The organism is Streptomyces sp. NPDC055955, from assembly GCF_042270245.1.
In the GTDB taxonomy this organism is placed as follows: Bacteria; Actinomycetota; Actinomycetes; order Streptomycetales; family Streptomycetaceae; genus Streptomyces.
Genome location: NZ_JBHJYS010000014.1, coordinates 214,517 through 237,472, shown reverse-complemented (window position 1 = coordinate 237,472; position 22,956 = coordinate 214,517). Strand labels below are relative to the sequence as shown.

The following is a 22,956-nucleotide window of genomic DNA, read 5'->3' as shown; positions in this document are numbered from 1 at the left end:
CGACGACCCCCCACCGCGCCTGGGCCGGCTCATGGGACGGGCGCGCGTGGTGCACGCCGACGAGTCGACGCTCGCTGCCCAACTCCCCTCGGCCGACGTGCTGCTGGTCTGGGACTTCCTGTCCGACGCGGTGCGCCGCGCCTGGCCCGGCGAGGGCCCTCGCCCGCGCTGGGTGCACACCGCGAGCGCGGGCGTCGACCGGCTGATGTGCCCGGAACTCGCCGCGTCGGACACGGTCGTGACGAACGCGCGCGGCGTCTTCGACCAGCCGATCGCCGAGTACGTCGGCGCGCTCGTCCTCGCCATGGCGAAGGACCTGCCGCGCACGCTCGCTCTCCAGGGCGAGCGCGCATGGCGCCACCGTGAGACGCAGCGCGTGGCGGGTACCCGGGCGTGCGTGGTGGGTTCCGGACCGATCGGCCGGGCGATCGTCGCGACGCTGAAGGCGCTCGGGATCACGACGGCGCTCGTCGGGCGCACCGCGCGGGCCGGCGTGCACGGGCCGGCGGATCTGGGCCGCCTGACGTCCCGCGCGGACTGGGTGGTGTGCGCGGCGCCGCTGACCGACGACACGCGCGGCATGTTCGACGCGCGGCTCTTCGGGATGATGCAGCCGTCCGCCCGCTTCATCAACGTGGGCCGGGGGCAGCTCGTCGTCGAGGACGACCTCGCCGACGCGCTGGCCAAGCGGTGGATCGCGGGCGCCGCGCTCGACGTGTTCGAGCACGAGCCGCTCCCGCCGGACAGCGCCCTGTGGACCGCGCCCGGCCTGATCGTCTCCCCGCACATGAGCGGCGACACGGTCGGCTGGCGGGACGAACTGTCGCGCCAGTTCGTGGAGTTCTACGAGAAGTGGGCGTCCGGGGAGCCGCTTCCGAACGTGGTCGACAAGAAACGTGGGTATGTCCCCGGACACTGACCGATCTGTTGGATCACGTCCCGGATCGGCACTCCCGGATCGACCTGAGGAGAGCGGATGACCGAGCTCACCGAGCTGACCGCGGAAGCACTCGTCGACGGCTATCGCAAGGGCGGGTTCAGCCCCGTCGATGCCACGCGGGCCGTCCTGCGCCGCGTCGAGGAGGTGGATCCCGCGGTCAACGCCTTCGTGCGGCTCGACGCGGAGACCGCCCTCGCGCAGGCGGAGGCGAGCGCGGAGCGCTGGCGCAGAGGTGAGCCGCAGGGCCTGGTGGACGGCGTCCCGGTGTCGGTGAAGGACATCCTGCTGATGCGCGGGGGGCCGACGCTGCGCGGCTCGCGCACGGTGCGGGCCGAGGGCGCGTGGGACGAGGACGCGCCGTCCGTGGCAAGGCTGCGTGAGCACGGCGCGGTGTTCGTGGGCCGCACGACGACGCCGGAGTTCGGCTGGAAGGGCGTCACGGACTCGCCGCTGTCAGGCGTGACCCGCAATCCGTACGACCTCTCGCGCACCTCGGGCGGATCGAGCGGCGGCAGCGCGGCGGCGGTGGCGCTCGGGGCGGGCCCGCTGTCGCTGGGCACCGACGGCGGCGGATCGGTGCGGATCCCGGCGGCGTTCTGCGGGATCTTCGGTCTGAAGCCGACGTACGGGCGGGTGCCGCTCTATCCCGCGTCCGCGTTCGGGACGCTCGCGCATGTGGGGCCGATGACGCGGGACGCGGCCGACGCGGCGCTGATGATGGACGTGATCACGGGCGCGGACTGGCGTGACTGGTCCCAGCTCGGCCCGGTCGGGGACGGCTTCCGCGACGGGCTGCGGGGCGGGGTGCGTGGCCTGCGCGTCGCGTTCTCGCCGTCGTTCGGCGGGCAGGTCGCGGTGCGGCCGGCGGTCGCGGCGGCGGTCCGCAAGGCTGTGGAGGAGCTCGCGGGGCTGGGGGCGTACGTCGAGGAGGCCGATCCGGACGTCACGGACCCGGTGGAGGCGTTCCACACGCTGTGGTTCAGCGGGGCGGCGCGGGTGACGCAGAACCTGTCGCCCGCGCAGCGCGCGCTGCTCGATCCGGGCCTGCGCGAGATCTGTGCGCAGGGGTCCGGGATCAGCGCGCTCACGTATCTCGCGGCGGTCGACGTGCGGGCCGAACTCGGGCGGCGGATGGGCCGGTTCCACTCGTCGTACGACCTGCTGGTGACGCCGACGCTGCCGCTGACGGCGTTCGAGGCGGGCGCCGAGGTGCCCAAGGGGTCGGGGCTGCGCCGCTGGACGGGGTGGACGCCGTTCACGTACCCGTTCAACCTGACGCAGCAGCCGGCGGCGACCGTCCCGGTGGGGGTGGACGCGGACGGGCTGCCGGTGGGCCTTCAGATCGTCGGCGCGCGGCACGCGGACGCGCTGGTCCTGCGTGCCGCGCACAGCCTGTACGAGGCGGGGATCGCCGGGATCGCGGCGCCTACGCTCGCCTGAACGCGAGCGTCTCGCCCAGCGCGCCGCCCCGCCACAGGTCCTGGCAGGCCTCGGCCATCCGGTCGAGGCCTTCCACGACCTGGCCCCAGACGATGCCGGGGACCCAGCCTACGTCGCCGTTGATCAGCAGGTTGTTGCGCTCGTAGAAGAGGGCGAGGTCGACGACGGCCGCGCCGGGCCTGAGCTCGGCGCCGGATTCGTAGCCGTACGCCTGCGTCCCCAGTTCCGTTCCGGAAAAGGAGAAATAGCAGAGGTCCCCCGGAATGGGGGTGATGGTCGGATTCTCCAGGGGTGGCTCCCGGTCCGCGAATGCCGGGAAAAGGGCGTAGATCTCGTTGCGCGCGTATTTCGCGTGGTAGACGTCGGAGCCCAGTGGAAGCGCGTCCCACACCGCCGAACAGGTCAGCGGAGCGCGGTCGTCGAGCAGCTTTGCCGTGCACTGAACTCCCCGCTTGGCGAGGGAGACTTCGATGTATCGGTCGGCCATGCCCTCCATGTTCAGCCCCATGCTCCCCCCTGGGTCAAGGGCGCCCCGCTCGCATCAGGGGCTTGAATTGATACGCATAGGTCGTGTCGAGTCGGGTAGCCGCGCGCCCATGGCTCCACCTATTGGGAATGTCACAGAAGGAACACGAAGCCTAGAAAGCAACAGAAAGGGCATACGCCGACGATCCCTGCTCATCGGCGCCACCGCCCTCGGCGCGGCCGGCGCCGTCGGGGCCGCGGGGTGCAGCCGCGTACCGGACGGCGACACCCTCGCGCGACTGCAGGCCCAGGGAACGGTGCGGCTCGGGATCGCGGGCGAGGTGCCCTACGGCTACATCGACGACAGCGGAAAGTTCACGGGGGAGGCCGTCGAACTCGCCAAGGTCATCTTCAAACGGCTCGGTGTCGGCCATGTCCAGCCCGTCGCCACCGACTTCAGCTCCCTGATACCCGGCCTGCAGACCCAGCAGTTCGACGTGGTGTCGGCCGGGATGTACATCAACAAGGAACGCTGCCAGCAGGTCATCTTCTCGGACCCCGAGTACCAGATGCTGGACTCCTTCATCGTCCGCAAGGGCAATCCGAAGGGCCTGCACGACTACGCGGACTGCGTGAAGGCGAAGGCGAAGTTCGGCACGGGCACCGGCTACGCGGAGATCGCCTACGCGGTCGAGGCGGGCTACAAGGAGAGCGACATCGTCATCCTCCAGGACCAGGTCGCCGGCCTGAACGCCGTGGAGGCGGGACGCATCGACGTGTTCGCCGGCACCGCCCTCACCACGCGTGAGGTGACGAAGAAGAGCCGCAAGGCCGAGCACACCGAGCCGTTCGCTCCCCTGGTCGGAGGCAAGAAGCACGTCGACGGCGGCGGATTCACGTTCCGCTCGAACGACACCAAGATGCGCGACGCCTTCAACAAGGAGATCCACAAGATGAAGGCGAGCGGCGAACTCTTCCGCATCCTGCGGCCGTTCGGCTTCGCCCAGGCCGAGATGACGAAGCTGACCGCAGAGGAGCTGTGCAAATGACAGCGGGACTGTGGGAACACTGGGTCCTTCCGGGCATCTGGATCACCATCCAGCTGACCGTGTACAGCGCGGCCCTCGCGACCGTCGTCGCCTTCGGCGTGGGCATGGCCCGCACCCACCGGCTCAAGATCGTGCGGTTCGTCGCCGGCTTCTACACCGAGGTCTTCCGCGGCACGTCGGCGCTGATCCTGATGTTCTGGATCTTCTTCGTACTGCCGCAGCTCGCCGGCTGGTCGCTGGTCCCGATGTGGGCCGCGGTCCTGGCACTCGGCCTGTCCTACGGCGCGTACGGCGCCGAGGTGGTGCGCGGCGCGCTGAACGCCGTGGCGCCCGCCCAGCGCGAAGCGGGGGTCGCGCTGAGCTTCACCCCCTGGCAGCGGATGCGGCTGATCCTTCTTCCGCAGGCCGTGCCGGAGATGATCCCCCCGTTCTCGAACCTGCTGGTCGAGCTCCTCAAGGGCACCGCCCTGGTCTCCCTGCTCGGCATCGGTGACGTCTCGTTCGCCGCCTACCTGGTGCGCCTCGCCACCCAGGAGAGCGCCCAGATCTACGCGATCACCCTGGTCATCTACTTCGTGATCGCCTTCCTGCTCACGCGCGGGATGCGCGCGCTCGAGCGCAAGACCAAGGCCGGCACAGGCCGTCGCCCCGACCCGGGAACCGGCATCATGCGCAAGCTCAACATCCGTCGGACGACGGAGACCGCTCCCGTTCCCACCAGCGCGGGAGGTGGCGGCGCGTGATCACCACCGCATCCGGCGCCTGGGACTGGTCGGCCGTCGCCGACTTCATGCCGCACTTCTGGGACGGCGTGCTCGTCACGCTCCAGGCCCTCGTCCTCGGCTCGCTGATCTCCTTCAGCCTCGGCCTGGTCTGGGCCATCGCCTTCCGCGCCCCGACGCGCTTCGTGCGCTGGCCCGTGGGCGTCGTCACCGAGTTCATCCGCAACACCCCGCTGCTCGTGCAGCTCTTCTTCCTGTACTTCGTGCTGCCGGAGTGGGGCATCCAGTTCTCCGCCCTGACCACCGGCATCGTCGCCATCGGCCTGCACTACTCGACGTACACCGCGCAGGTCTACCGCGCGGGCATCGAGGCCGTGCCCGTCGGCCAGTGGGAGGCGGCACGGGCGCTGAGCCTGCCGTACCGCAGGACGTGGACCGCGGTGATCCTGCCGCAGGCGATCCGCCGCGTGATCCCGGCGCTGGGCAACTACGTGATCGCGATGCTGAAGGACACCCCGCTGCTCGCCGGGATCGGCGTGCTCGAACTGCTTCAGCGGTCCCGCCTGGAAGCGGCCCAGACCTTCCAGTACACGGAGGCCCTGACCGTCGTGGGTGTCGCCTTCATCGTCATCGCCTACCCCTCCTCCCTCCTCCTCCGAGCCCTGGAGCGACGTCTTGTCCGCTGACGCGAACCTCCCCAAAGACCAGCCGAACCCCAAGGTGGACGGCAGCGAGCTGATCCGCTTCGACAAGGTCGTCAAGCGCTTCGGCGGCAACACCGTCCTCGACGAGCTCGACTTCTCCGTCGACTCGGGCAAGCACGTCACGCTGATCGGCCCGTCGGGCTCCGGCAAGACGACGATCCTCCGGCTCCTGATGACCCTGATCAAGCCCGACGAGGGCACGATCAAGGTCAACGGCGACTACCTCACGCACGAGGAGCGGGCCGGCAAGCTCGTCCCGGCCGGCGAGAAGCACATCCGCGAGGTCCGCAAGAACATCGGGATGGTCTTCCAGCAGTTCAACCTCTTCCCGAACATGAAGGTCCTGCGCAACATCATGGAGGCGCCGGTCACCGTGCTCGGCCTCTCCAAGGACGAGGCGGAGGAGCGCGCCCGCGAGCTGCTCGACATGGTCGGTCTCGGCGACCGCTGCGACGCGTATCCGACGCAGCTCTCGGGCGGCCAGCAGCAGCGCGTCGCCATCGCCCGCGCCCTCGCGATGCGGCCGCAGGTGCTGCTCCTCGACGAGGTCACCTCCGCGCTCGACCCGGAGCTCGTCGCCGGTGTCCTGGACGTGCTGCGCGACATCGCGCACACCACGGACATCACGATGCTCTGCGTGACCCACGAGATGAATTTCGCCCGCGACATCTCGGACCAGGTCCTGATGTTCGACGCGGGCCGGGTCATCGAGTCCGGGTCGCCGGAGAGGATCTTCAGCGACCCGGAGCACGAGCGGACGCGGGAATTTCTCAGCGCAGTCCTGTGAGCACGATCGGTGAGGGCCGGTAAGTAGCGAGGTCCCGAACCCGGGGCATGACTTTGGCATATGCCAGGGTGGCGCGTTCCTGCTGACAGACCCGGAGCGCGCCACCGAAGTCGCCAACAGGCGCCCCACAAAGGCCTCTTGGCGGCTATCGTGGATCGAGGCCAGCTGTCCGGAACCGGTCCTTGCAGGGGGATGCCGTGGCGCTGAAGCACGAGTCGATCGCGCAGCACCACTCGGTGCAGCACGCCCTTCGTGTGCTCGAAACCGTCGCGCGACGCGGCGTCGGCGTCACCGACACCGAGCTCAGCAGCGAGACGGGGCTGCCCTCCGACCGGCTGGCCCCACTGCTGCGCATGCTGCGACGCGAGGGGTACGTGGAGCAGAGCTCCGACGGCGCGTACCTCACGGGTGACACGCTGACCAGCCTCGGCTCGGCGCAGAGCCGCGAGGACGCCCTCACCACGAGCCTCCAGCGCACCCTCGACCGGCTGCGCGAGACGGTGGGCGCGGCGGTCTATCTCAGCCGGTACGTGGACGGCGAGATCCGCATCACCCAGTTCGCCCAGGGCCCCACGACCCCCGCGGTGAACGAGTGGGTGGACTTCCGCTCCGCGGCGCACGCCAGCGCGATCGGCAAGAGCCTCCTCGGCCAGCTCGACCTCAACGGGCGGCGCGACCATCTCTCCCGCCACAAGATGGCCCGCCTCACCTCGCGCACGATCACGAACGAGCGCGTCCTGCTCTCCAAGCTCGACGCCCAGCCCGCGACGGTGCCGGTCCTGGACCTCCAGGAGTACGCGGTGGGCACGGTGTGCGCGGCCGTCCCGATCACGGCAGGTTCCTCGGTGGGCGCGCTGGCCCTCTCCCTCCCGATCGAGCACGCCCACCGCCTGCACCACGCGGCCGACACCCTGAACCGCGGGGCGGCCCCGGTCCTGCTCTCCCTGGCGATCTAGGCCCCACAGACCGGGGTGTGCGAAGCACCCCTCAGGACCAGGTATTATTTTCGAGTCAGCAGGCGCCGCTAGCTCAGTTGGTTAGAGCAGCTGACTCTTAATCAGCGGGTCCGGGGTTCGAGTCCCTGGCGGCGCACCGACAGACGAAGGCCCTCCACGCGAGTGGGGGGCCTTCGTCATGGGCGGGGCCCTCCACGCGCGCGAGTGGGGGCCTTCGTCATACGCGGGCCCCCGCGGAAGCGGGGCCCTTTGCGTGTGAGCCGCGCGCGGCCTCAGGCCCGCAGGTACGCCAGCACCGCCAGCACTCTTCGGTGGGTGTCCGAGTCGTCGGCCGGTGGCAGGTCCAGTTTTCCCAGGATGTTGCCGATGTGCTTGCCGACCGCGGCCTCGCTCACCACCAGGTCACGGGCGATCGCCCCGTTCGACCTGCCCTCGGCGACCAGGGCGAGGACCTCGCGCTCGCGCGGGGTGAGGCGCTCCAGGGGGTCGCGGCGGCGGCGCAGCAGCTGGCGTACCACTTCGGGGTCGACGACCGTGCCGCCGGAGGCGACCCGTTCCACCGCCTCGACGAACTGCTCGACCTGCCCGACGCGGTCCTTGAGCAGATAGCCGACGCCGGTGCCGTCGCCCGTGTCGAGGAGCTCGGCCGCGTACGCGCGCTGCACGTACTGGCTGAGGACCAGGACCGGCAGGCCGGGGCGGTCCGCGCGCAGGGCGAGCGCGGCGCGCAGGCCCTCGTCCTGGAAGCCGGGCGGCATCCGTACGTCGGTGAGGACGAGGTCCGGCGTGTGCTCGGCGACGGCGGCGCGCAGCGCGTCCGCGTCGCCGACCGCGGCGACCACCTCGTGCCCGAACCGGGCGAGCAGGCCCACGAGGCCCTCGCGCAGCAGCACGGCGTCCTCGGCGAGGACCACTCTCAGAGCACCGGGCACGGAATCTCCAGGGACAGTGCGGTCGGCCCGCCGGCCGGGCTGGTGATCGTCAGTGTGCCATCGAGGACGGCGAGCCGGTCGGTGAGTCCGGTGAGGCCGCTGCCGCGTGCGGGGTCGGCGCCGCCGGCTCCGTCGTCGTGCACGTCGACGACGAGGCGGCCGCGCTCGTGGCGTGCGGTGAGCCGGGCGCGGGTGGCGCCGCTGTGCTTGGCGGTGTTGGCGAGGGCCTCGCACACCGCGAAGTAGGCGGCGGACTCGACGGGTCCCGGCAGTCGGGGCAGGTCGACACAGGTGTCGACGGGGACGGCCGAGCGGTCGGCGGCGTCATCGAGGGCGGCCGCGAGCCCGTAGTCGGCGAGGACCTGGGGATGGATGCCGTGGATCAACTCCCGTAGCTCCACGAGGACCTGGCCGGCCTCGTCGTGCGCGGCGGCGATGCGCTCGGCGAGCGGTCCCGTCGCGGGGGCGTCGAGGCGGGCGAGTCCGAGGCTCATCGTGAGGGCGACCAGGCGCTGTTGGGCGCCGTCGTGCAGGTCGCGCTCGATGCGGCGCCGCTCGGCCTCGAACGCGGCGACCAGGCGCGCCCGCGACCGGGTGACCTCCGCGAGCCGCGCCTCCTCCTCCGTCTCGCGGGGCGCGAGCAGCAGCCGGGCGAGCGCGCCCCGGGCCGCGGCGTAGGCGCCGAGCGGGTAGAGGAGCGCCGCGAGCAGGGCGAGCCCGGCGACGGTGCACAGGGCGGCCTGCCCGTACGAGTCGATGAGCCAGAGCTTCACGACCCGGGTGTCGTGCCCGGCGCTCGCGAGCTGGAGCGGCGCCGCCGCGACCGCCCCCGCCAGGCCGATCGTGCAGGCCAGGACCAGCAGGTCGAGCGGCCACAGGACGAGCGCGAGGAGTGCGGCGTAGGCGAGTTCGCGCCAGGTGGCCTGCTCGCCGAGGCGCAGCCGCAGCCAGGCCGCCGCGCCGGGCTCGGCCGGTGTGCGGTGCGGGCTGGGCGCCGCCTGCCCGGTCACGGGCCGCAGGCGCCGTCGCTCCAGCGCGCCGACCGGGACCCCGGCGAGCGCGAACAGGGCGAGCAGCGGCAGGCCCACGAGGACGAGGGAGAGTACGGCGCCTGCGACGCCGAGCGTCACGAAGGTGACCAGGAGCGGCGCCCCCACGAGCACCCCTCCCGCGAGATACGCGGCGGCGCGCCACGGGGCGCTGCCGCGCAGGTAGGAGGGGCCCCGCAGAGAGGCGGCGAGGGAGGTCATCGGGCGGGGCCTGCCGCTGGAGAGCGCCCGACGGCCGGGGACGGCCCGCCGGCGGGCGACCGCCCCGCAACCGGAGGCGTCCCCGTGACCGGAGACGACCCTGTCGGCTCGCCCGCGTCGAACCTCCGCCGGGCCTCCTCGACCAGGGGCAGATGTCCGGACGACCACTCGGCGAGCGTCGCGAACAGCGGGGCGAGGCTGCGGCCCAGGTCGCTGATCTCGTACTCGACCCGGGGCGGCACCTCCGGGTAGTACGTGCGCACGACGAGCCCGTCGCGCTCCATCTGCCGCAGGCGCTGTGTGAGCACCTTCGGCGTGATGGTGCCGATGGCGCGCTGGAGCTGCACGAAGCGCTGGGTGCCGTACTCGTTGAGCGCCCACAGGATCGGCGTGGTCCAGCGGCTGAAGACGATGTCGAGGACCGGCGAGATCGGGCAGGCCTGCTCGGGTCCGCCGCCCTCCCACCGCGCGCTGCCACTCATACAGCCCTCCTGGGAAGTCACTTTCCTCTAGGTACCCACTTTACTCAGGATGCTAGCTTTCGAGAACCGGGCGAGGCCTCAAGGTCCGCACAGGACAAGGGAGTTGAAGATGATCGTTGTCACAGGCGCCACCGGGAACGTCGGCCGTCCGCTCGTCACCGCTCTGACCGCGGCGGGCGAGCAGGTCACCGCCGTATCGCGCCGTCCCGCGCCCGATCTGCCCGTACGCCACGTCCGGGCGGACGTCGGCGACGCGGAGAGTCTGCGGCCCGCGCTGGAGGGGGCCGACGCGCTGTTCCTGCTGATCGGCGCGGAGCTGCTGCAGGCCGGGGAGCCGCCCGCCGCCGTGCTCGACGCGGCGAAGGCGGCCGGCGTGCGCCGGGTGGTCCTGCTCTCCTCCCAGGGGGCGGTGACGCGGCCCGACGCCGTCTCGCACGCCAGGCTGCACGCGTTCGAGGAGGCCGTACGGCAGTCGGGCCCGGACTGGACGCTCCTGCGTCCGGGCGGGTTCGCCTCGAACGCCTTCGCCTGGGCCGACTCCGTACGCGCCCACCGCACCGTCGCCGCCCCGTTCCCCGATGTGGCGCTGCCGGTGATCGACCCGGCGGACATCGCCGCGGCGGCAGCCGTCGTGCTGCGCGAGGACGGTCACGCGGGGCGGGCCTACGAGCTGACGGGACCGGCGGCGGTCTCACCGCGTGAGCAGGCCGCGGCACTCGGCGAGGCGATCGGTGCCGAGGTGCGGTTCACCGAACTGAGCCGCGCCGAGGCCCGCGCCTTCATGACGCGGTTCATGCCCGAGCCGGTCGCGGACGGCACGCTCGACATCCTCGGTTCGCCGCACCCCGCCGAGCGGCGGGTGAGCCCGGACGTGCGGACCCTGCTCGGCCGCGAGCCCGGCACGTTCACCCAGTGGGCGGCCCGCAACGCGGCGGCCTTCGCCTGACCGGCCCCGGAGCGCGCCCGGCTCACCGGTCCAGCAGTTCCGACCTCCCGTGCGCCGCGTACTCCGCCGTGAGCGCCGCGACGTCGGCGTCGGTGAGGCGCCGGTACTCGCTCTCCCCCGGCGGCCGCCACCACACGGGGTCGGCACACCGGAACCCCTCACGGCGCAGCCCCACCCGGTGCACCTTGTTCGTCGCGGTGACGGGCATCCGCTCCACGATCCGGACGAAGCGCGGCGCCATCTTCGTCCCGAGGTCGGCCTGCGACAGCAGGAACTCGGTGAAGGCGAGCGGGTCGAAGGGGCCGGCCGGGTCCGTCCCGCGCAGGGCGAGTGTCGCCATCACCTGGTCACCGGCCACCGGGTCCGGCACCCCGTACACGGCGACGGCGGCGGCGTGTTCGTGCCGGGCGAGGATGTTCTCGATCATCGCGGGCGCCAGGTTCTCGCTGTCGACCCGCAGCCGGTCGTCGGTGCGGCCCGCGAAGTAGAGGAACCCCTCGCGGTCGCGGTAGAAGAGGTCCCCCGTCCAGTACCAGCCGTCCCTCACCCGCTGTCCGTACGCGTCCTCGTTGCGCCAGTACCCCTCGAAGGGCGTACGGCCGCGGTTGACCAACTCCCCTATCGCCACCGCCCCGTTGAGGAGCCGTCCGTCCGCGTCGAAGTCCGCGGGCGGGCACTCCCGCCGGGTGGCCGCGTCGATGACAGCCAGGTCGTCCCCCGGCGCCGCCCGCCCTATCGCCCCGGCCGGTGTCCCCTCCGACCGCTGGATGGCGGCGCCGCCCTCGGAGGATCCGTATCCCTCGACGAGCCGCACCCCGAACCGCACGGCGAACCGCTCCGCGTCCACCGCCCCCGCCTCCGTGCCGAAGCCGACCCGCAGCGGGTTGTCCCGGTCGTCGGGCCGCTCGTCGGTGGCCAGGATGTACTGCACGGCCCGCCCGACATACGTGAAGTACGTGGCTTCGTACGCTCGTACGTCGTCCAGGAAGCGCGAGGCCGAGAACCGGCGCCGCAGTGCCACGCCCGCGCCCGCCGCGACGGCCGGCGCCCAGTCGGCGATCACCGCGTTGCCGTGGAAGAGCGGCATGCAGATGTAGTGGACGTCGTCGCGGCGCACCCCGAACTGGCCGACGAGGGACTGTCCGGCGGCCGCCAGGCGTCCCTGTGAGCAGATCGCGGCCTTGGGCGCGCCCGTGGAGCCGGAGGTGAAGTACAGCAGCATGCGGGTCTGTGGGGTGGCGCGGGCGGGATCGGGCCTGGCGCCCTCGTACGGCGCGAGCAGTTCGGCGTACGCGTCGGAATCCGTCACCAGGAGGCGCACGCCCGGTAGTGGGAGTCCGTCGAGCAGCGGCAGATGGGCGCGCTCGGTGACGAGGACGCGGCAGTCGGTGTGCAGGATGTCGCGGGCGAGTTCGGGGCCGCGCCGGGTCGGGTTGACGCCGACGACGGCGGCGCCCGCGAGGGCCGCGGCGCTCAGCCAGAGCGGGAACTCCGGGGTGTTGTCGAGGAGCACGCCGAGGTGCGGATCGGCCCCACGGGGCAGCAGGTCGGCGAGGAGCGCGGCCCGCGCGGCGGCGCCCGCGACCACCTGGTGATGACTGAGGACCTGGTCCTCGCACCACAGTCCGGGGCGGTGGTCACCCCATCGCTCCTGTACGAGTTCCGCGACGGTACGCCTCATGGGACCCATGACCGCGCACCCTAATTGACGCATCGTCAGAAGTGGAGACCCCCAGCGGTGGATCAGCCGTACCGGACCATGACGCTGATGAGTATGCCGATGGTCGCGACGATGACGACGAGGCCGAAAATCATGCCGAACGCGTCCTTGCCGGGACTCGGCTCCGACGCGGTGGCCTTGTCGGGCTGCTGGACCGTGTAGTAGACGACCGCCTCGTCGCCGGCGGCACGGCTCGGCGGCCCACCGGACTCCTTGAACCGGATCGCGCGCCGGTCGGCGGTGGTGAAGTCGTACTCGTGCCACTGGATCCGGCGGGCGACGTTGTTGACCACCTGGACCGTCACATAGGCCCGGACGACCCGCGCCCGCGCGGTCAGCCCGCTCCGCCAGGCGGCCTGCCGTTCGTTGCTTCTGCGGACGATCGCGTACCCGGCCCAGATCAGGACGAGGATCAGGGCCGGGAAGAGTATGTGAAAGACGGCGTCCATGGGGGCCTCGGGTCAGAAGGGCATCTCGGCGGCGGTGACAACGAAGAATACGCAGAAGCCGACGACGAGACCGAGGAAGCCCAGGAGGAACACCATGCCCGCCGCGGCCCGCACCGGGGCCGGGGCGTGCGCCGTGGCACGGTCGGGGCGGTCGGCGGTGTAGTACACCGTCACGACATCACCCTCCACGGTGGTCGCGGGGCCGTGCTCCTCCTCGAACCTGACGGGGCGTCCGTCACCGGCCGTGAACTCGTACACGTGGTGCTGTGTGGTGCTCCGGTGCCCGTCGCTGTCACGCCTCGTCGAGGTGAACGCGCGCAGACAGCGGGCCTCTGCCGTCAGTCCGCTCGCCCAGGCCCTTCTGACCTGCATCGCGCGGCGGGTCAGCGTCACCGCCATGAAGAGCGCCACCGACGCGATGAACGCCGGCACGATCACGAACAACACCTGCATGGCCATCCCCCGATACCACGTTCCGTGCACGCCCCCCCGGTCGGGACGGCGTGCACGGAACGTACCCGCGCGAAGGCCCCGGGAGCCTCAAGCCATGCTCAGAACTGAACGTCCGAGCACGCGTAGAACGCGTTCGCCGTGTCCGCGATCGTCCACACCGCGAGGATCACGTGATGGCCGCTCTTGCCGGACGGCAGGGTGCCGGTGTGCGAGAGGGTGGCCGGGGGCTGGCCGCTGAACGGCACGGTGAGGAAGGGCGCGGTGTCCAGGTCGGCCCTGGTCAGCGGCTTGCTGTCGTCCCAGCCGTTCTTGGTGATGTAGTAGCGGAAGTCCGTGGTGGAGTGCCGCGCGGTGAACTGCCAGCGGAAGGTCTGGCTCGCACCCGCGGTGACCTTGGTCGTCGGCCAGGCGGTGCCGTCGGGAGCCTTGGCGCCGTTGAGCGCGGCGAACTCGCCATGGTTGGCGGAACAGATCGTCCCGTCGGCGGGACCGGCGGCCGGGAAACCCTTGGGGCCCTCGACGCTCTGCGGTTCCCACTGGATGTTGCCGCATCCGGTGACGGTGCCGTCGGCGCAGAGTTTCTGCCGGCTGACGGGGAGGTCGGTGTAGCCGTGGCTGCTCGCGCCGCCGGACGAGAGCACGAAGGCCCCGGCCGTGGTGAGGCCGAGCAGGGCCGCGTAGATCTTCTTTCGCATGCTGCCGCTCCTGGAGAACGTGGGGGAGTTCCGGTGAGCCGTGCGCACAGCGCTACATCAGGTCTAGACCAAGGCACAGATTATTGCCGTCAGTTGAACATGTCCATACCAATAGTGGAGAGGATCCGGTCGCATCTCCCCCGGGAGCTCTCGACCAGCTCGCCATTGGGCGCGTCGTTCCCGGCCACCCACGCGCGGGCTCCCGCGGCGTCCCGCCCGCCCGCCAACTGCCGTTCCACCAGTCGGACTTGACGCACCTCCTCCGGAGCCTCGACATACCAGCACCGCGCCATCAGCTCCCGCGCCTCCCGCCAGCCCGGCAGGTCGCACGCCAGATAGTTCCCCTCGGTCACGACGAGCCGGGCCGCGGGCGGCACCAGATGCCGGGCGGCGACGGGTTCGTGCAGGGTGCGGTCGTAATCGGGTACGTAGATGTCCACGGCGGTGTCGTCGAGGACCCGGCGCAGCAGCGCCACATACCCCCGCACGTCGAAGCTCGGCTCGGAGCCCTTGCGCGCGGTCAGCCCGAGGCGCTCCAACTGGGCGTTGGCCAGATGGAATCCGTCGAGCGGCAGATACGCGGCCCGCTCGCCGATCCGCTCGACCAGGGCCCGCGCGAGCGTGGACTTGCCGGCACCGGGCGGGCCCGCGATCCCCAGCAGGACACGCGGGCCCGACGCGGTGAGCTTCCAGGCTTCGGACGTCAGTCTCGAGATCCCCATGGGCGGGGACTCTACGACGCGTCGCCGCCCCGGCCTGTGTAGAACGCCACCGTCAGATCCTTGACCAGCGCCTTTCGCTCATAGTCGTCCAGGTCGACCAGGCCACGCGCCGTCAGCCGCGTCATCGTGTCCTCGACCGAGTCGACCACCGACGTCAGGACGCTGTCCCGGTGCTGTGCGTCGAGGGCGGCGATCCGGCGTCGCTGCATCGCGGCGGCGACCTCGGGCGCGTACTCGATCCGCGTCGGCTGCGCCGAGAACACCTCGATGCCGACGGGCGCCGCGTCGGCGGCGAGCTGCCGGGTGAGCGCGTCACCGACGGCCTCCGCGTCGCGCAGGGTCGGGGCGTCCTGATGGAAGGCGTCGGCGGGCAGCTGGGAGAGCACCCGAGCCAGCGCCGCCTCCACGCACTGGCGCAGATACTCCTGGTGGTCCTCCACGGCGAGGGCGGCGCGCGCGGTGTCCTTGACGCGCCACACGACGAGGACGACGACACGCAGCGCGACCCCGTTCGCGTCGACCGCCGGCATCGCCTCGCTGCGCCAGTGCCGCAGACGTACGTCGGTACGGCGGCGCAGGAACAGCGGGTTCACCCACGTCAGGCCGGTACGGCGGACGGTTCCGCGGTACCGGCCGAAGAGCGTGAGCACCCACGCCCTGCCGGTCCGGCCGCGCGCGAGACCGCCGAACCCGAACAGGGCGAGCGCCCCCGACCCCGCGACGGCCGCCCACTGCACGGGCCCGGACTGAGCCCCCGCCGGGACGGGCAGCGCCGTGACGTGCGGCAGCACCCCGCCCCACCACAGCGACGCGGCGCCACCCACCGCGCCCGCGAGACCGCCGAGCACACCGACCACGCCGGGCAGCGTGCGCCCGGGGCGCTCGACGAGTTCCGGGTCGACGACCGGCGCCGGGCGCGCGGGCGGGCGCGGCGGCAGCCGGCGCGGGGCCTGCGACTGCTCCCCGCTGCTCCGCCGGCGCCCGACGACGGCCGGCCGCAGCCGCACCGAGACAGGGGCGGGTCCGTCCCGGGACAGCAGGTGGACCGGGATCTCCGTGGTGACCCCGCCCCGGACGAGCCGGGCGCCCCACCCGCCGGACGTCCCTGATCCCTCCTCGGCGAAGCCCGCGGCGCGGACGCCCCCGGACGCCCCGTGACCGCCACGCGCACCGCCGTCGTCGGCCTCCGCGGGCAGCTCGGGCCCCTCCGGCCACTGCGTCGTCGTACTCATCCTTGCCTCCGTGCTGGATCCGTACATCCGTGATGGCCTCCGGCCCGGCAGAGCCGGAGGGTCGGGGCGCGCGGCGAGGCGAGTCGCCGCACACGCCCGGGGCCGCGTGCGGCCGGCGGGACCTCACGCCCCGCCGACGGCCGGCCGGTGGGCGTTCACGAGAAGAGCCGCCGCCAGGTCTCGGGCCCCGGATAGCCGTCGGCCGCGCCGCCGCGCCAGCCCTGGGACCGCTGGAACGCCTCGACGCCCCGCCGGTCGGCCTCGCCCCAGCGGGGGCCCGGGCCCTTCGTGTAGTTCTTGCCGAACCCCTTCTTCACCAGCTGTTTGCCGAGCCGGGTGACGTGCGCGTTGTTCGCGCCCGGCCGGAACACGCCGCGCCCGGGATAGGGCGGCACCTTGGACGCGGCGGAGCCGTGACCGGACGCGCCGCCGGCGACGGGGGGAATGTCCTTGCCCTTGCCGCCGACCAGATAGGCCCAGGTCGTGGGCCCGGGCAGGCCGTCGGCGTTCGCGCCCGTCCAGCCCTGCGCGCGCTGGAACGCCTGCGTGGCGAGCCGGTCGGCCGCACCCCAGCGCGGCCCGGGTCCGCTCGTGTAGAACCGCCCCCCGCCCCGGGCGACGAGCAGCTTCCCGAGCCGCGTGACGTTCGCGTTGCCGGCCCCGGTACCGAACGACTTCACACCCGGGAACTGCGTCGACGTCGAACCGCCGACCGCCACCGCCTTCTCCTGCTTCAGCCCTTTGTAGCGATAGGGCACGTAGTGGGACGAGTTGCTCCAGTAGGCATAGGGCGTGGACTGCTTGCGGACCCTGGGGGGCGTCTGCTCGTACGCGACGTAGTAGGTGTGCGTGTAGTCGGTCCAGCCACCGAAGAGGACGACGTGCGAGCCCTTCTGAGGGTTCGCCGGATTGTGGAAGAGCAGCATGTCGCCGGGCTGGAGCTTGTCGCGCGTGATGCGCGTCCCGAACTTGCCGAGACTCCCGGTCCATTCGTTGCTGCCGAGGTTCCACGCCATGGAGACGAAGCCGGAGCAGTCCTGCCGGTATCCGTCGCTCCAGAACTTCACCATGCTGTACGGCACCTTGGCGGAGAGCCAGACCTTGGCCCGGTTGACGATCGCCGCGCGGGTCGTGGCCGGCAGTCCGGCCACGAGGCCCAAGGGCGAGGCCGGGCGGCCCACCGGTCCGTGCAGCGGGCCCGACCCGCCCTGCGGGGTCGGCGGCTCGTCCGAGGACGGCAGCCCCGGCCTGGCCGTTCCGTGGTCGGACGCGACGGCGGGGACCGCGTGCGCGCCACCGATGACCGTGCCGGCCGCGGCCGCGAGGACGAGGGCGCGCCGGGCGCCGTGGGCGGCGGGGTGGCCGCCGAGGCCGATGGTCAGCGACGACGGGGAGCTCCGGGCGGCACTCCGCCAGCGGAGGCACCCCGGGCAGTCGCAGTCGCTCGCCGGGTCGAATTCCTCGAACACCGGAGCCTTCATGCGATTCCCCTCACACTCCAGAATGAAATGTCCAACAATCTGCACAAACGGAAGCCTCTCAACTCTCTGGCGATATCGCATGTTGACGGTCCGAATGATGCCTTAATGAATAAATAGGGTGATACGGACGCGCGTGGTGGTCCGGAGCACCCCCGGGATTCGGGTAGAGTTCTCCAGGTCAGCAGGCGCCGCTAGCTCAGTTGGTTAGAGCAGCTGACTCTTAATCAGCGGGTCCGGGGTTCGAGTCCCTGGCGGCGCACCGACAGACGAAGGCCCTCCACGCGAGTGGGGGGCCTTCGTCATGCGCGGGCCCCTCCACACGCGCGAGTGGGGGCCTTCGTCATACCCGGGCCCCCGCGGAAGCGGGGCCCTTTCTGCTGCTCGGGGGGCTACGGCTGCCGCTCCTGCCGATAACGTGGGCCCATGGCGCGCGACCTCCAGGAGCGGATCAAAAAGCTCATCATCGACCGGCGGCTTCCGTCCGGTGCCTCCCTGCCCACCGAGCCCGAACTGATGGAGCTCCTCGGCGTCAGCCGGAACTCCGTGCGCGAGGCGCTCAAGGCCCTCCAGGCCATGGGCATCGTAGAGATCCGGCACGGCTTCGGCACCTACGTCGGACCGATGTCCATGGCCCCCATGATCGAGGGGCTCACCTTCCGCACCGTCGCCGGGCACTACCGCGGCGAGGACAGCCTGCTCCAGCTCCTCGAACTGCGCGAGGCCGTCGAGACCGGCCTCATCGCGCGCCTCGCCGGCCGTGTCCCCGAGGCCGACCTCGCCGAACTGGACGCCCTCGTCGACCGTATGGACGCCGAGGCGGCCACCGACGGCGCCGTGAGCCCGGGCACCGACCGCGCCTTCCACGCGACGCTCTACCGCGGCCTCGGGAATCCGCTGCTCGGCGAGGTCATGGAGGCGTTCTGGGACGCCTTCCACCGGGTGCGCACCGACCTCGTCGCCATCCCGCACGACCCGAAGGACACCGGACTCCAGCACCGCGAGATCGTCGACGCGGTGCGCTCCGGCGACCCGCTGCGTGCGGAGCGCGCCATAAGGGAGCACTTCGGCGACATCCGCACCCGGCTGAGCACCCCGACGGGCAACCCGACAAGCAATCCGACGGGCAAGGCGTGAGCAACACCTGAGCATCCCGGCGCGCACTCCATGAGCACTACCTGCACCCCCGGCGCGCACCTCATGAGCACCGCCCGCGCCCCCGGCGCGCGCCCCCGCGAACGATGCCTGCGTGCCAGTGCCTCATCCGCCCCAACAGGCCTGCCAAATCGTACGTATGACCGGTAAACAGCTTGTTTCGCTTCGTGCCGCCCTTGCGATCATGAGGAGGCGCATAGAACCCTGTCCGGGAGCCGATGGCTCCGATGAGGCAGGCGGCACAGGGCAGTTGGGGCCGGCACGCGACCGACGCCGGTTGCGCTCGACTCAGGGGTGGGGGCCCCGTTCATGAAGCGATGCCGAGGGGGGCATCATGCAACCGGAAGGCCGTCGTCTCAGTCTTAGACGGGGGACCGTGGCCTGCCACTGACACGTCCGGCGAGGTCAAGGGGGACCGGACCGGACGGATGACCGACGACCACGCAGTGACTTGCGTGCGGGGGGAATGACTCATGACGTCGACGCCGACAGGCGCCCGGCAGAACTTCGATCCGTCCCAGACCACCCAGCTACGCGTGCCGCCGCATCGGACCGGCGGCTTCCGGCGTATCCAGAAGTCCCTGCCGCGTTACGACTACGAGCACTACAGCCGGCTCGCGGGGCCGCTGACCCAGCCCGACCCCGGCAAGCCGTACACGGTGCGGTACCGCTCGCTGCTCTCGCAGGAGCCGCACCGGCTGCGGGCCGCGCTGATGCTGGGCGCCGCGCCGCTCCTGTCTCTCGTACTGCTCTTCTGGCTGCTCCAGCCCGAGCACTGGACGGAGCGCGACTACCCGGCGTACGACTTCCTGCCGGTGCTCGACGTCGTGATGCTGGTGTCGATCGGCCTGATCGAGTTCTTCCGCTGCCTGAACGTGCTGTCGAACGCGCACGCCACACTCGTCGCCCGTGACCCGATCCCGGTGGTGCCCGAGACCGGCACGAGGGTCGCGTTCCTGACCTCGTTCGTGCCCGGCAAGGAGCCGATCGAGATGGTGACGAAGACCCTGGAGGCGGCCGTGAAGCTGCGCCACCGAGGGCTCTTGCACATCTGGCTCCTCGACGAGGGCGACGACCCCGAGGTGAAGGCGGTCTGCGAGCGCCTCGGCGTGCACCACTTCTCGCGCAAGGGCGTGGCGAGGTGGAACCAGGCCAAGGGCCCGCACCGCGCGAAGACCAAGCACGGCAACTACAACGCCTGGCTGGACGCGCACGGCGACGACTACGACTACTTCGCCTCCGTCGACACCGACCATGTGCCGCTGCCCAACTACCTGGAGCGGATGCTCGGCTTCTTCCGCGACGAGAACGTCGGCTTCGTCATCGGCCCGCAGGTCTACGGCAACTACGACTCCTTCGTCACGAAGGCCGCCGAGTCCCAGCAGTTCCTCTTCCACGCCCTGATCCAGCGCGCGGGCAACGCCTACGGCGCTCCGATGTTCGTCGGTACCTCCAACGCCGTACGCATCAGGACGCTCAAGCAGATCGGCGGTCTGTACGACTCGATCACCGAGGACATGGCGACGGGCTTCGAGATCCACCGCGCCGAGAACCCGGCCACGGGCAAGAAGTGGAAGTCGGTCTACACGCCCGACGTACTCGCCGTCGGTGAGGGCCCGAACGCCTGGACCGACTTCTTCACGCAGCAGCTGCGCTGGTCCCGGGGCACGTACGAGACGATCCTCAAGCAGTTCTGGAAGGCGCCGTTCTCGCTCCCGCCGGGCCGCTTCTTCAACTACACGATGATGGTCATCTTCTACCCGATGTCCGCCATGAACTGGATTCTGGCGGCGCTCAGTTGTGCCCTGTTCCTCGGTCTCGGCGCCTCCGGCGTGAACATCGACCCGACCATCTGGCTGATGCTGTACGGCAACGCGTCCGCGCTGCAGATCGGCCTCTACATCTGGAACCGCCGCCACAACGTGTCGCCGCACGAGCCCGAGGGCTCCGGCGGTATCGCGGGCATGGTGATGTCGGCACTGTCCGCGCCGATCTACGCACGCTCCCTGATGGACGCCGTGCTGCGGCGCAAGAGCAAGTTCGTGGTGACCCCCAAGGGCGAGTCGGCCAGCCCCGACACGCTGTTCGGCACGTTCCGCATCCACCTGTTCTTCATCCTGGTCTTCGCGGCCTCCATGATCGCGTCCTTCGTGTTCGGGCACGCCCACCCGGCGATGCTCACCTGGGCCTCGTTCGCGCTGCTCATCACGGCCTCGCCGATCGTCGCCTGGCGGTGGACGATGCGGCAGGACAGGAAGAAGCCGAAGGCTCCGGCCGCTCCCGCGGACCAAGGGGGGCACCCGGCCGCGCCGGCGCATGCCGCGCAGGAGAAGCCGAGTTGGACCGCGCCCGACCAGACCATGCAGATCGCCCTTGGGGGACGTAAGAAATGAAAGACGGTGCCGGCCGCCGCCGTGCCCGACGCATAGCCATCGGCTCGGTGGTGGTGCTAGCGCTCGCCGGGATGAACGGCCCGTGGCTCTACCGGTTCGGTTCGGCGAAGTATCACGCGTACAAGATCGACAGACCCGAGTACAAGGCCGAGAACGGCAAGTGGGACATCGTCGAGTTCCCCGAGGAGTACCGGCAGAACACGATCCACGCCGCCCTGCTGCACACGGGCAAGATCCTGCTCGTGGCCGGGTCCGGGAACAACCAGGACAACTTCGACGCGAAGAAGTTCGACACCCGGCTGTGGGACCCGGTGAAGGGGACGATCAAGAAGATCCCCACGCCCAGCGACCTGTTCTGTACGGGCCACACGCAGCTGGCCAACGGCAATCTGCTCATCGCCGGCGGCACCAAGAGCTACGAGAAGCTCAAGGGCGACGTCACCAAGGCCGGTGGCCTGATGATCGTCCACAACGAGGACCCGGACGAGCCGAAGACGATCCCCAAGGGGTCCAGGTTCACCGGCAAGGAGAACGGCAAGACCTTCGTCACCAGCGAGAACATCACCATCGAGCGGGCGAAGAAGGTCTTCGACCCCCAGACGGGCAAGTTCCTGCGCAACGACCCGGGCATCCGCCGGGTCTACGTCGAGGCGCAGAACAGCGGCACGAAGTACGAGACGGGTACGCAGGACAACTACCGCGTGCAGGGCCTCAAGGGCGCCGACGCCCGCAACGTCTACGGCATCGCGCAGAAGCTCGCCCTGGACAAGAAGGACTTCCAGGGGATCCGGGACAGCTACGAGTTCGACCCGGTCGCCGAGAAGTACATCAAGGTCGACCCGATGAACGAGGCGCGCTGGTACCCGACACTGACCACGCTCTCGGACGGCAAGGTCCTCTCGGTCTCCGGGCTCGACGACATCGGCCAGCTCGTCCCCGGCAAGAACGAGACGTACGACCCGAAGACCAGGAAGTGGACGTACACGAAGGGGATCCGTCAGTTCCCGACGTACCCGGCCCTCTTCCAGATGGAGGACGGGAAGATCTTCTACTCGGGTGCCAACGCGGGGTACGGACCCGACAACGTCGGGCGCACGCCCGGCATCTGGGACCTCACGACCAACAAGTTCCAGAAGATTCCCGGGCTGAGCGACCCCAAGCTGATGGAGACCGCCGGCACGGTGGAACTGCCGCCCGCGCAGGACCAGCGCTACATGGTGGTCGGCGGCGGCGGGGTCGGCGAGTCCAAGGAGTCGAGCCGCAAGACGCGGATCGTCGACCTCAAGGCGAAGGACCCGAAGTTCGTCGACGGCCCCGAGCTGGAGAAGGGCACGCGCTACCCGCAGTCCTCCACGCTCCCCGACGACACGGTCCTGGTGTCCGGCGGCTCCGAGGACTACCGCGGCCGCGGCGACTCCAACATCCACCAGGCGCGGCTGTACGACGTGAAGACCGACACGTTCAAGCGCGTCGCCGACCCGCTCGTCGGCCGCAACTACCACTCGGGCTCGATCCTGCTGCCCGACGGCCGCGTGATGTTCTTCGGCTCGGACTCGCTCTACGCCGACAAGGCGAACACCAAGCCCGGCGTCTTCGAGCAGCGGATCGAGATCTACACGCCGCCGTACCTGTACCAGGATGCACGGCCCACGCTCAGCGGCGGCACGAAGACCGTCGCGCGCGGCGGCACGGCGACGTACAGGTCGGACCACGCGACGGCGATCCGGACGGCCCGGCTGATCAGGCCGAGCGCGTCCACGCACGTCACGGACGTCGACCAGACGTCGATCGCCCTCGACCTGAAGAAGTCGAAGGACAGCGTCACGGTGACCGTCCCGGACAACCGCAGCCTGGTCGAGTCGGGCTGGTACATGCTGTTCGTGACGGATGATCAGGGCACGCCCAGCAAGGCACAGTGGGTGCACGTGCCGTAGGGGCCCGCACGTGAGGGGGGTGAGGGCCCGGGCCCTCACCCCCCTTACGGCT

21 protein-coding genes, 2 tRNA genes and 1 pseudogene are annotated in these 22,956 nt (G+C 70.9%); 13 read left to right on the top strand and 11 right to left on the bottom strand.

Going from position 1 to position 22,956, the window contains the following annotated elements:
* Positions 1-31 precede the first annotated feature (31 nt).
* Together ACFC96_RS27500 and ACFC96_RS27495 are read left to right on the top strand one after the other, a co-directional pair.
* A complete protein-coding gene (locus ACFC96_RS27500; protein WP_376256850.1) occupies positions 32-919 on the top strand; it encodes a D-2-hydroxyacid dehydrogenase in 888 nt (295 codons plus the stop codon).
* A gap of 57 nt (positions 920-976) precedes the next feature.
* Positions 977-2,380 carry an amidase gene (locus ACFC96_RS27495; RefSeq protein WP_376256503.1) on the top strand — a complete coding sequence of 468 codons (1,404 nt, stop codon included), beginning with the start codon at positions 977-979 and terminating at the stop codon, positions 2,378-2,380.
* Here ACFC96_RS27495 and ACFC96_RS27490 read toward each other — a convergent pair.
* Positions 2,367-2,867 carry a DUF3830 family protein gene (locus ACFC96_RS27490; protein WP_376256852.1) on the bottom strand — a complete coding sequence of 167 codons (501 nt, stop codon included), beginning with the start codon at positions 2,865-2,867 and terminating at the stop codon, positions 2,367-2,369. The two genes, ACFC96_RS27495 and ACFC96_RS27490, sit on opposite strands and share 14 nt — an antisense overlap.
* 109 nt (positions 2,868-2,976) lie before the next feature.
* Here ACFC96_RS27490 and ehuB point away from each other — a divergent pair, with 109 nt between their 5' ends.
* From ehuB to ACFC96_RS27460, 6 genes are all read left to right on the top strand, one after another.
* Entirely contained in the window at positions 2,977-3,894 is a 918-nt protein-coding gene (gene ehuB / locus ACFC96_RS27485) for an ectoine/hydroxyectoine ABC transporter substrate-binding protein EhuB (protein ID WP_376614616.1), read from the top strand.
* Positions 3,891-4,637: an ectoine/hydroxyectoine ABC transporter permease subunit EhuC gene (gene ehuC / locus ACFC96_RS27480; RefSeq protein WP_376256507.1), complete on the top strand. Its 747-nt coding sequence runs from the start codon at positions 3,891-3,893 to the stop codon at positions 4,635-4,637. Before ehuB ends, ehuC begins: the two co-directional genes overlap by 4 nt.
* Positions 4,638-4,684: 47 nt before the next feature.
* Positions 4,685-5,302, top strand: coding sequence for an ectoine/hydroxyectoine ABC transporter permease subunit EhuD (ehuD, locus tag ACFC96_RS27475; RefSeq protein WP_376256854.1), 618 nt, complete (start codon positions 4,685-4,687; stop codon positions 5,300-5,302).
* On the top strand, positions 5,292-6,107 hold the full coding sequence (ehuA, locus tag ACFC96_RS27470) for an ectoine/hydroxyectoine ABC transporter ATP-binding protein EhuA (RefSeq protein ID WP_376256509.1): 816 nt from the start codon (positions 5,292-5,294) through the stop codon (positions 6,105-6,107). Before ehuD ends, ehuA begins: the two co-directional genes overlap by 11 nt.
* A 197-nt stretch (positions 6,108-6,304) precedes the next feature.
* Positions 6,305-7,063 (top strand): IclR family transcriptional regulator, encoded by a 759-nt coding sequence (locus tag ACFC96_RS27465; protein WP_376256510.1) that lies wholly within the window; start codon positions 6,305-6,307, stop codon positions 7,061-7,063.
* 62 nt (positions 7,064-7,125) lie between these two features.
* Positions 7,126-7,199, top strand: a tRNA-Lys gene (locus ACFC96_RS27460).
* Positions 7,200-7,335: 136 nt separating this feature from the next.
* On the opposite strand, the gene ACFC96_RS27455 is transcribed toward ACFC96_RS27460, so the two are convergent.
* From ACFC96_RS27455 to ACFC96_RS27445, 3 genes and pseudogenes are all read right to left on the bottom strand, one after another.
* A complete protein-coding gene (locus tag ACFC96_RS27455) occupies positions 7,336-7,995 on the bottom strand; it encodes a response regulator (protein ID WP_376256511.1) in 660 nt (219 codons plus the stop codon).
* A complete protein-coding gene (locus tag ACFC96_RS27450; RefSeq protein ID WP_376614614.1) occupies positions 7,980-9,245 on the bottom strand; it encodes a sensor histidine kinase in 1,266 nt (421 codons plus the stop codon). The genes ACFC96_RS27455 and ACFC96_RS27450 overlap by 16 nt, the downstream gene beginning before the upstream one ends.
* Before the next feature lie 107 nt (positions 9,246-9,352).
* Positions 9,353-9,727, bottom strand: a pseudogene (locus tag ACFC96_RS27445) (winged helix-turn-helix transcriptional regulator); the annotation flags it as partial.
* 109 nt (positions 9,728-9,836) lie between these two features.
* Here ACFC96_RS27445 and ACFC96_RS27440 point away from each other — a divergent pair.
* Positions 9,837-10,673, top strand: a complete 837-nt coding sequence (locus ACFC96_RS27440; RefSeq protein WP_376614612.1) for an NAD(P)H-binding protein — start codon at positions 9,837-9,839, stop codon at positions 10,671-10,673.
* 22 nt (positions 10,674-10,695) lie between these two features.
* Here ACFC96_RS27440 and ACFC96_RS27435 read toward each other — a convergent pair whose 3' ends face one another.
* From ACFC96_RS27435 to ACFC96_RS27405, 7 genes are all read right to left on the bottom strand, one after another.
* Positions 10,696-12,363, bottom strand: a complete 1,668-nt coding sequence (locus tag ACFC96_RS27435; protein WP_376614610.1) for an AMP-binding protein — start codon at positions 12,361-12,363, stop codon at positions 10,696-10,698.
* 53 nt (positions 12,364-12,416) lie between these two features.
* Positions 12,417-12,842, bottom strand: a complete 426-nt coding sequence (locus ACFC96_RS27430; protein WP_376614608.1) for a hypothetical protein — start codon at positions 12,840-12,842, stop codon at positions 12,417-12,419.
* Positions 12,843-12,854: 12 nt separating this feature from the next.
* Positions 12,855-13,295: a DUF3592 domain-containing protein gene (locus ACFC96_RS27425; protein WP_376614606.1), complete on the bottom strand. Its 441-nt coding sequence runs from the start codon at positions 13,293-13,295 to the stop codon at positions 12,855-12,857.
* A 98-nt stretch (positions 13,296-13,393) separates the two neighbouring features.
* The gene (locus tag ACFC96_RS27420; RefSeq protein ID WP_376614605.1) at positions 13,394-13,990 is read right to left on the bottom strand and encodes a lytic polysaccharide monooxygenase; all 597 of its coding nucleotides are present in this window, start codon (positions 13,988-13,990) and stop codon (positions 13,394-13,396) included.
* 89 nt (positions 13,991-14,079) lie between these two features.
* Positions 14,080-14,712 (bottom strand): nucleoside/nucleotide kinase family protein, encoded by a 633-nt coding sequence (locus tag ACFC96_RS27415; protein WP_376256523.1) that lies wholly within the window; start codon positions 14,710-14,712, stop codon positions 14,080-14,082.
* A gap of 11 nt (positions 14,713-14,723) precedes the next feature.
* Positions 14,724-15,944: an SPFH domain-containing protein gene (locus tag ACFC96_RS27410; protein ID WP_376256525.1), complete on the bottom strand. Its 1,221-nt coding sequence runs from the start codon at positions 15,942-15,944 to the stop codon at positions 14,724-14,726.
* A 155-nt stretch (positions 15,945-16,099) separates the two neighbouring features.
* The gene (locus tag ACFC96_RS27405; RefSeq protein ID WP_376256527.1) at positions 16,100-17,425 is read right to left on the bottom strand and encodes a peptidoglycan-binding protein; all 1,326 of its coding nucleotides are present in this window, start codon (positions 17,423-17,425) and stop codon (positions 16,100-16,102) included.
* 185 nt (positions 17,426-17,610) lie between these two features.
* Here ACFC96_RS27405 and ACFC96_RS27400 point away from each other — a divergent pair.
* From ACFC96_RS27400 to ACFC96_RS27385, 4 genes are all read left to right on the top strand, one after another.
* Positions 17,611-17,684: transfer RNA gene (locus ACFC96_RS27400), tRNA-Lys, on the top strand.
* A 164-nt stretch (positions 17,685-17,848) separates the two neighbouring features.
* The gene (locus tag ACFC96_RS27395; RefSeq protein WP_376256529.1) at positions 17,849-18,559 is read left to right on the top strand and encodes a FadR/GntR family transcriptional regulator; all 711 of its coding nucleotides are present in this window, start codon (positions 17,849-17,851) and stop codon (positions 18,557-18,559) included.
* A 491-nt stretch (positions 18,560-19,050) separates the two neighbouring features.
* Positions 19,051-20,970, top strand: coding sequence for a glycosyltransferase family 2 protein (locus ACFC96_RS27390; RefSeq protein ID WP_376614603.1), 1,920 nt, complete (start codon positions 19,051-19,053; stop codon positions 20,968-20,970).
* Positions 20,967-22,904 carry a galactose oxidase-like domain-containing protein gene (locus tag ACFC96_RS27385; protein ID WP_376614601.1) on the top strand — a complete coding sequence of 646 codons (1,938 nt, stop codon included), beginning with the start codon at positions 20,967-20,969 and terminating at the stop codon, positions 22,902-22,904. The genes ACFC96_RS27390 and ACFC96_RS27385 overlap by 4 nt, the downstream gene beginning before the upstream one ends.
* Positions 22,905-22,956: the final 52 nt, after the last annotated feature.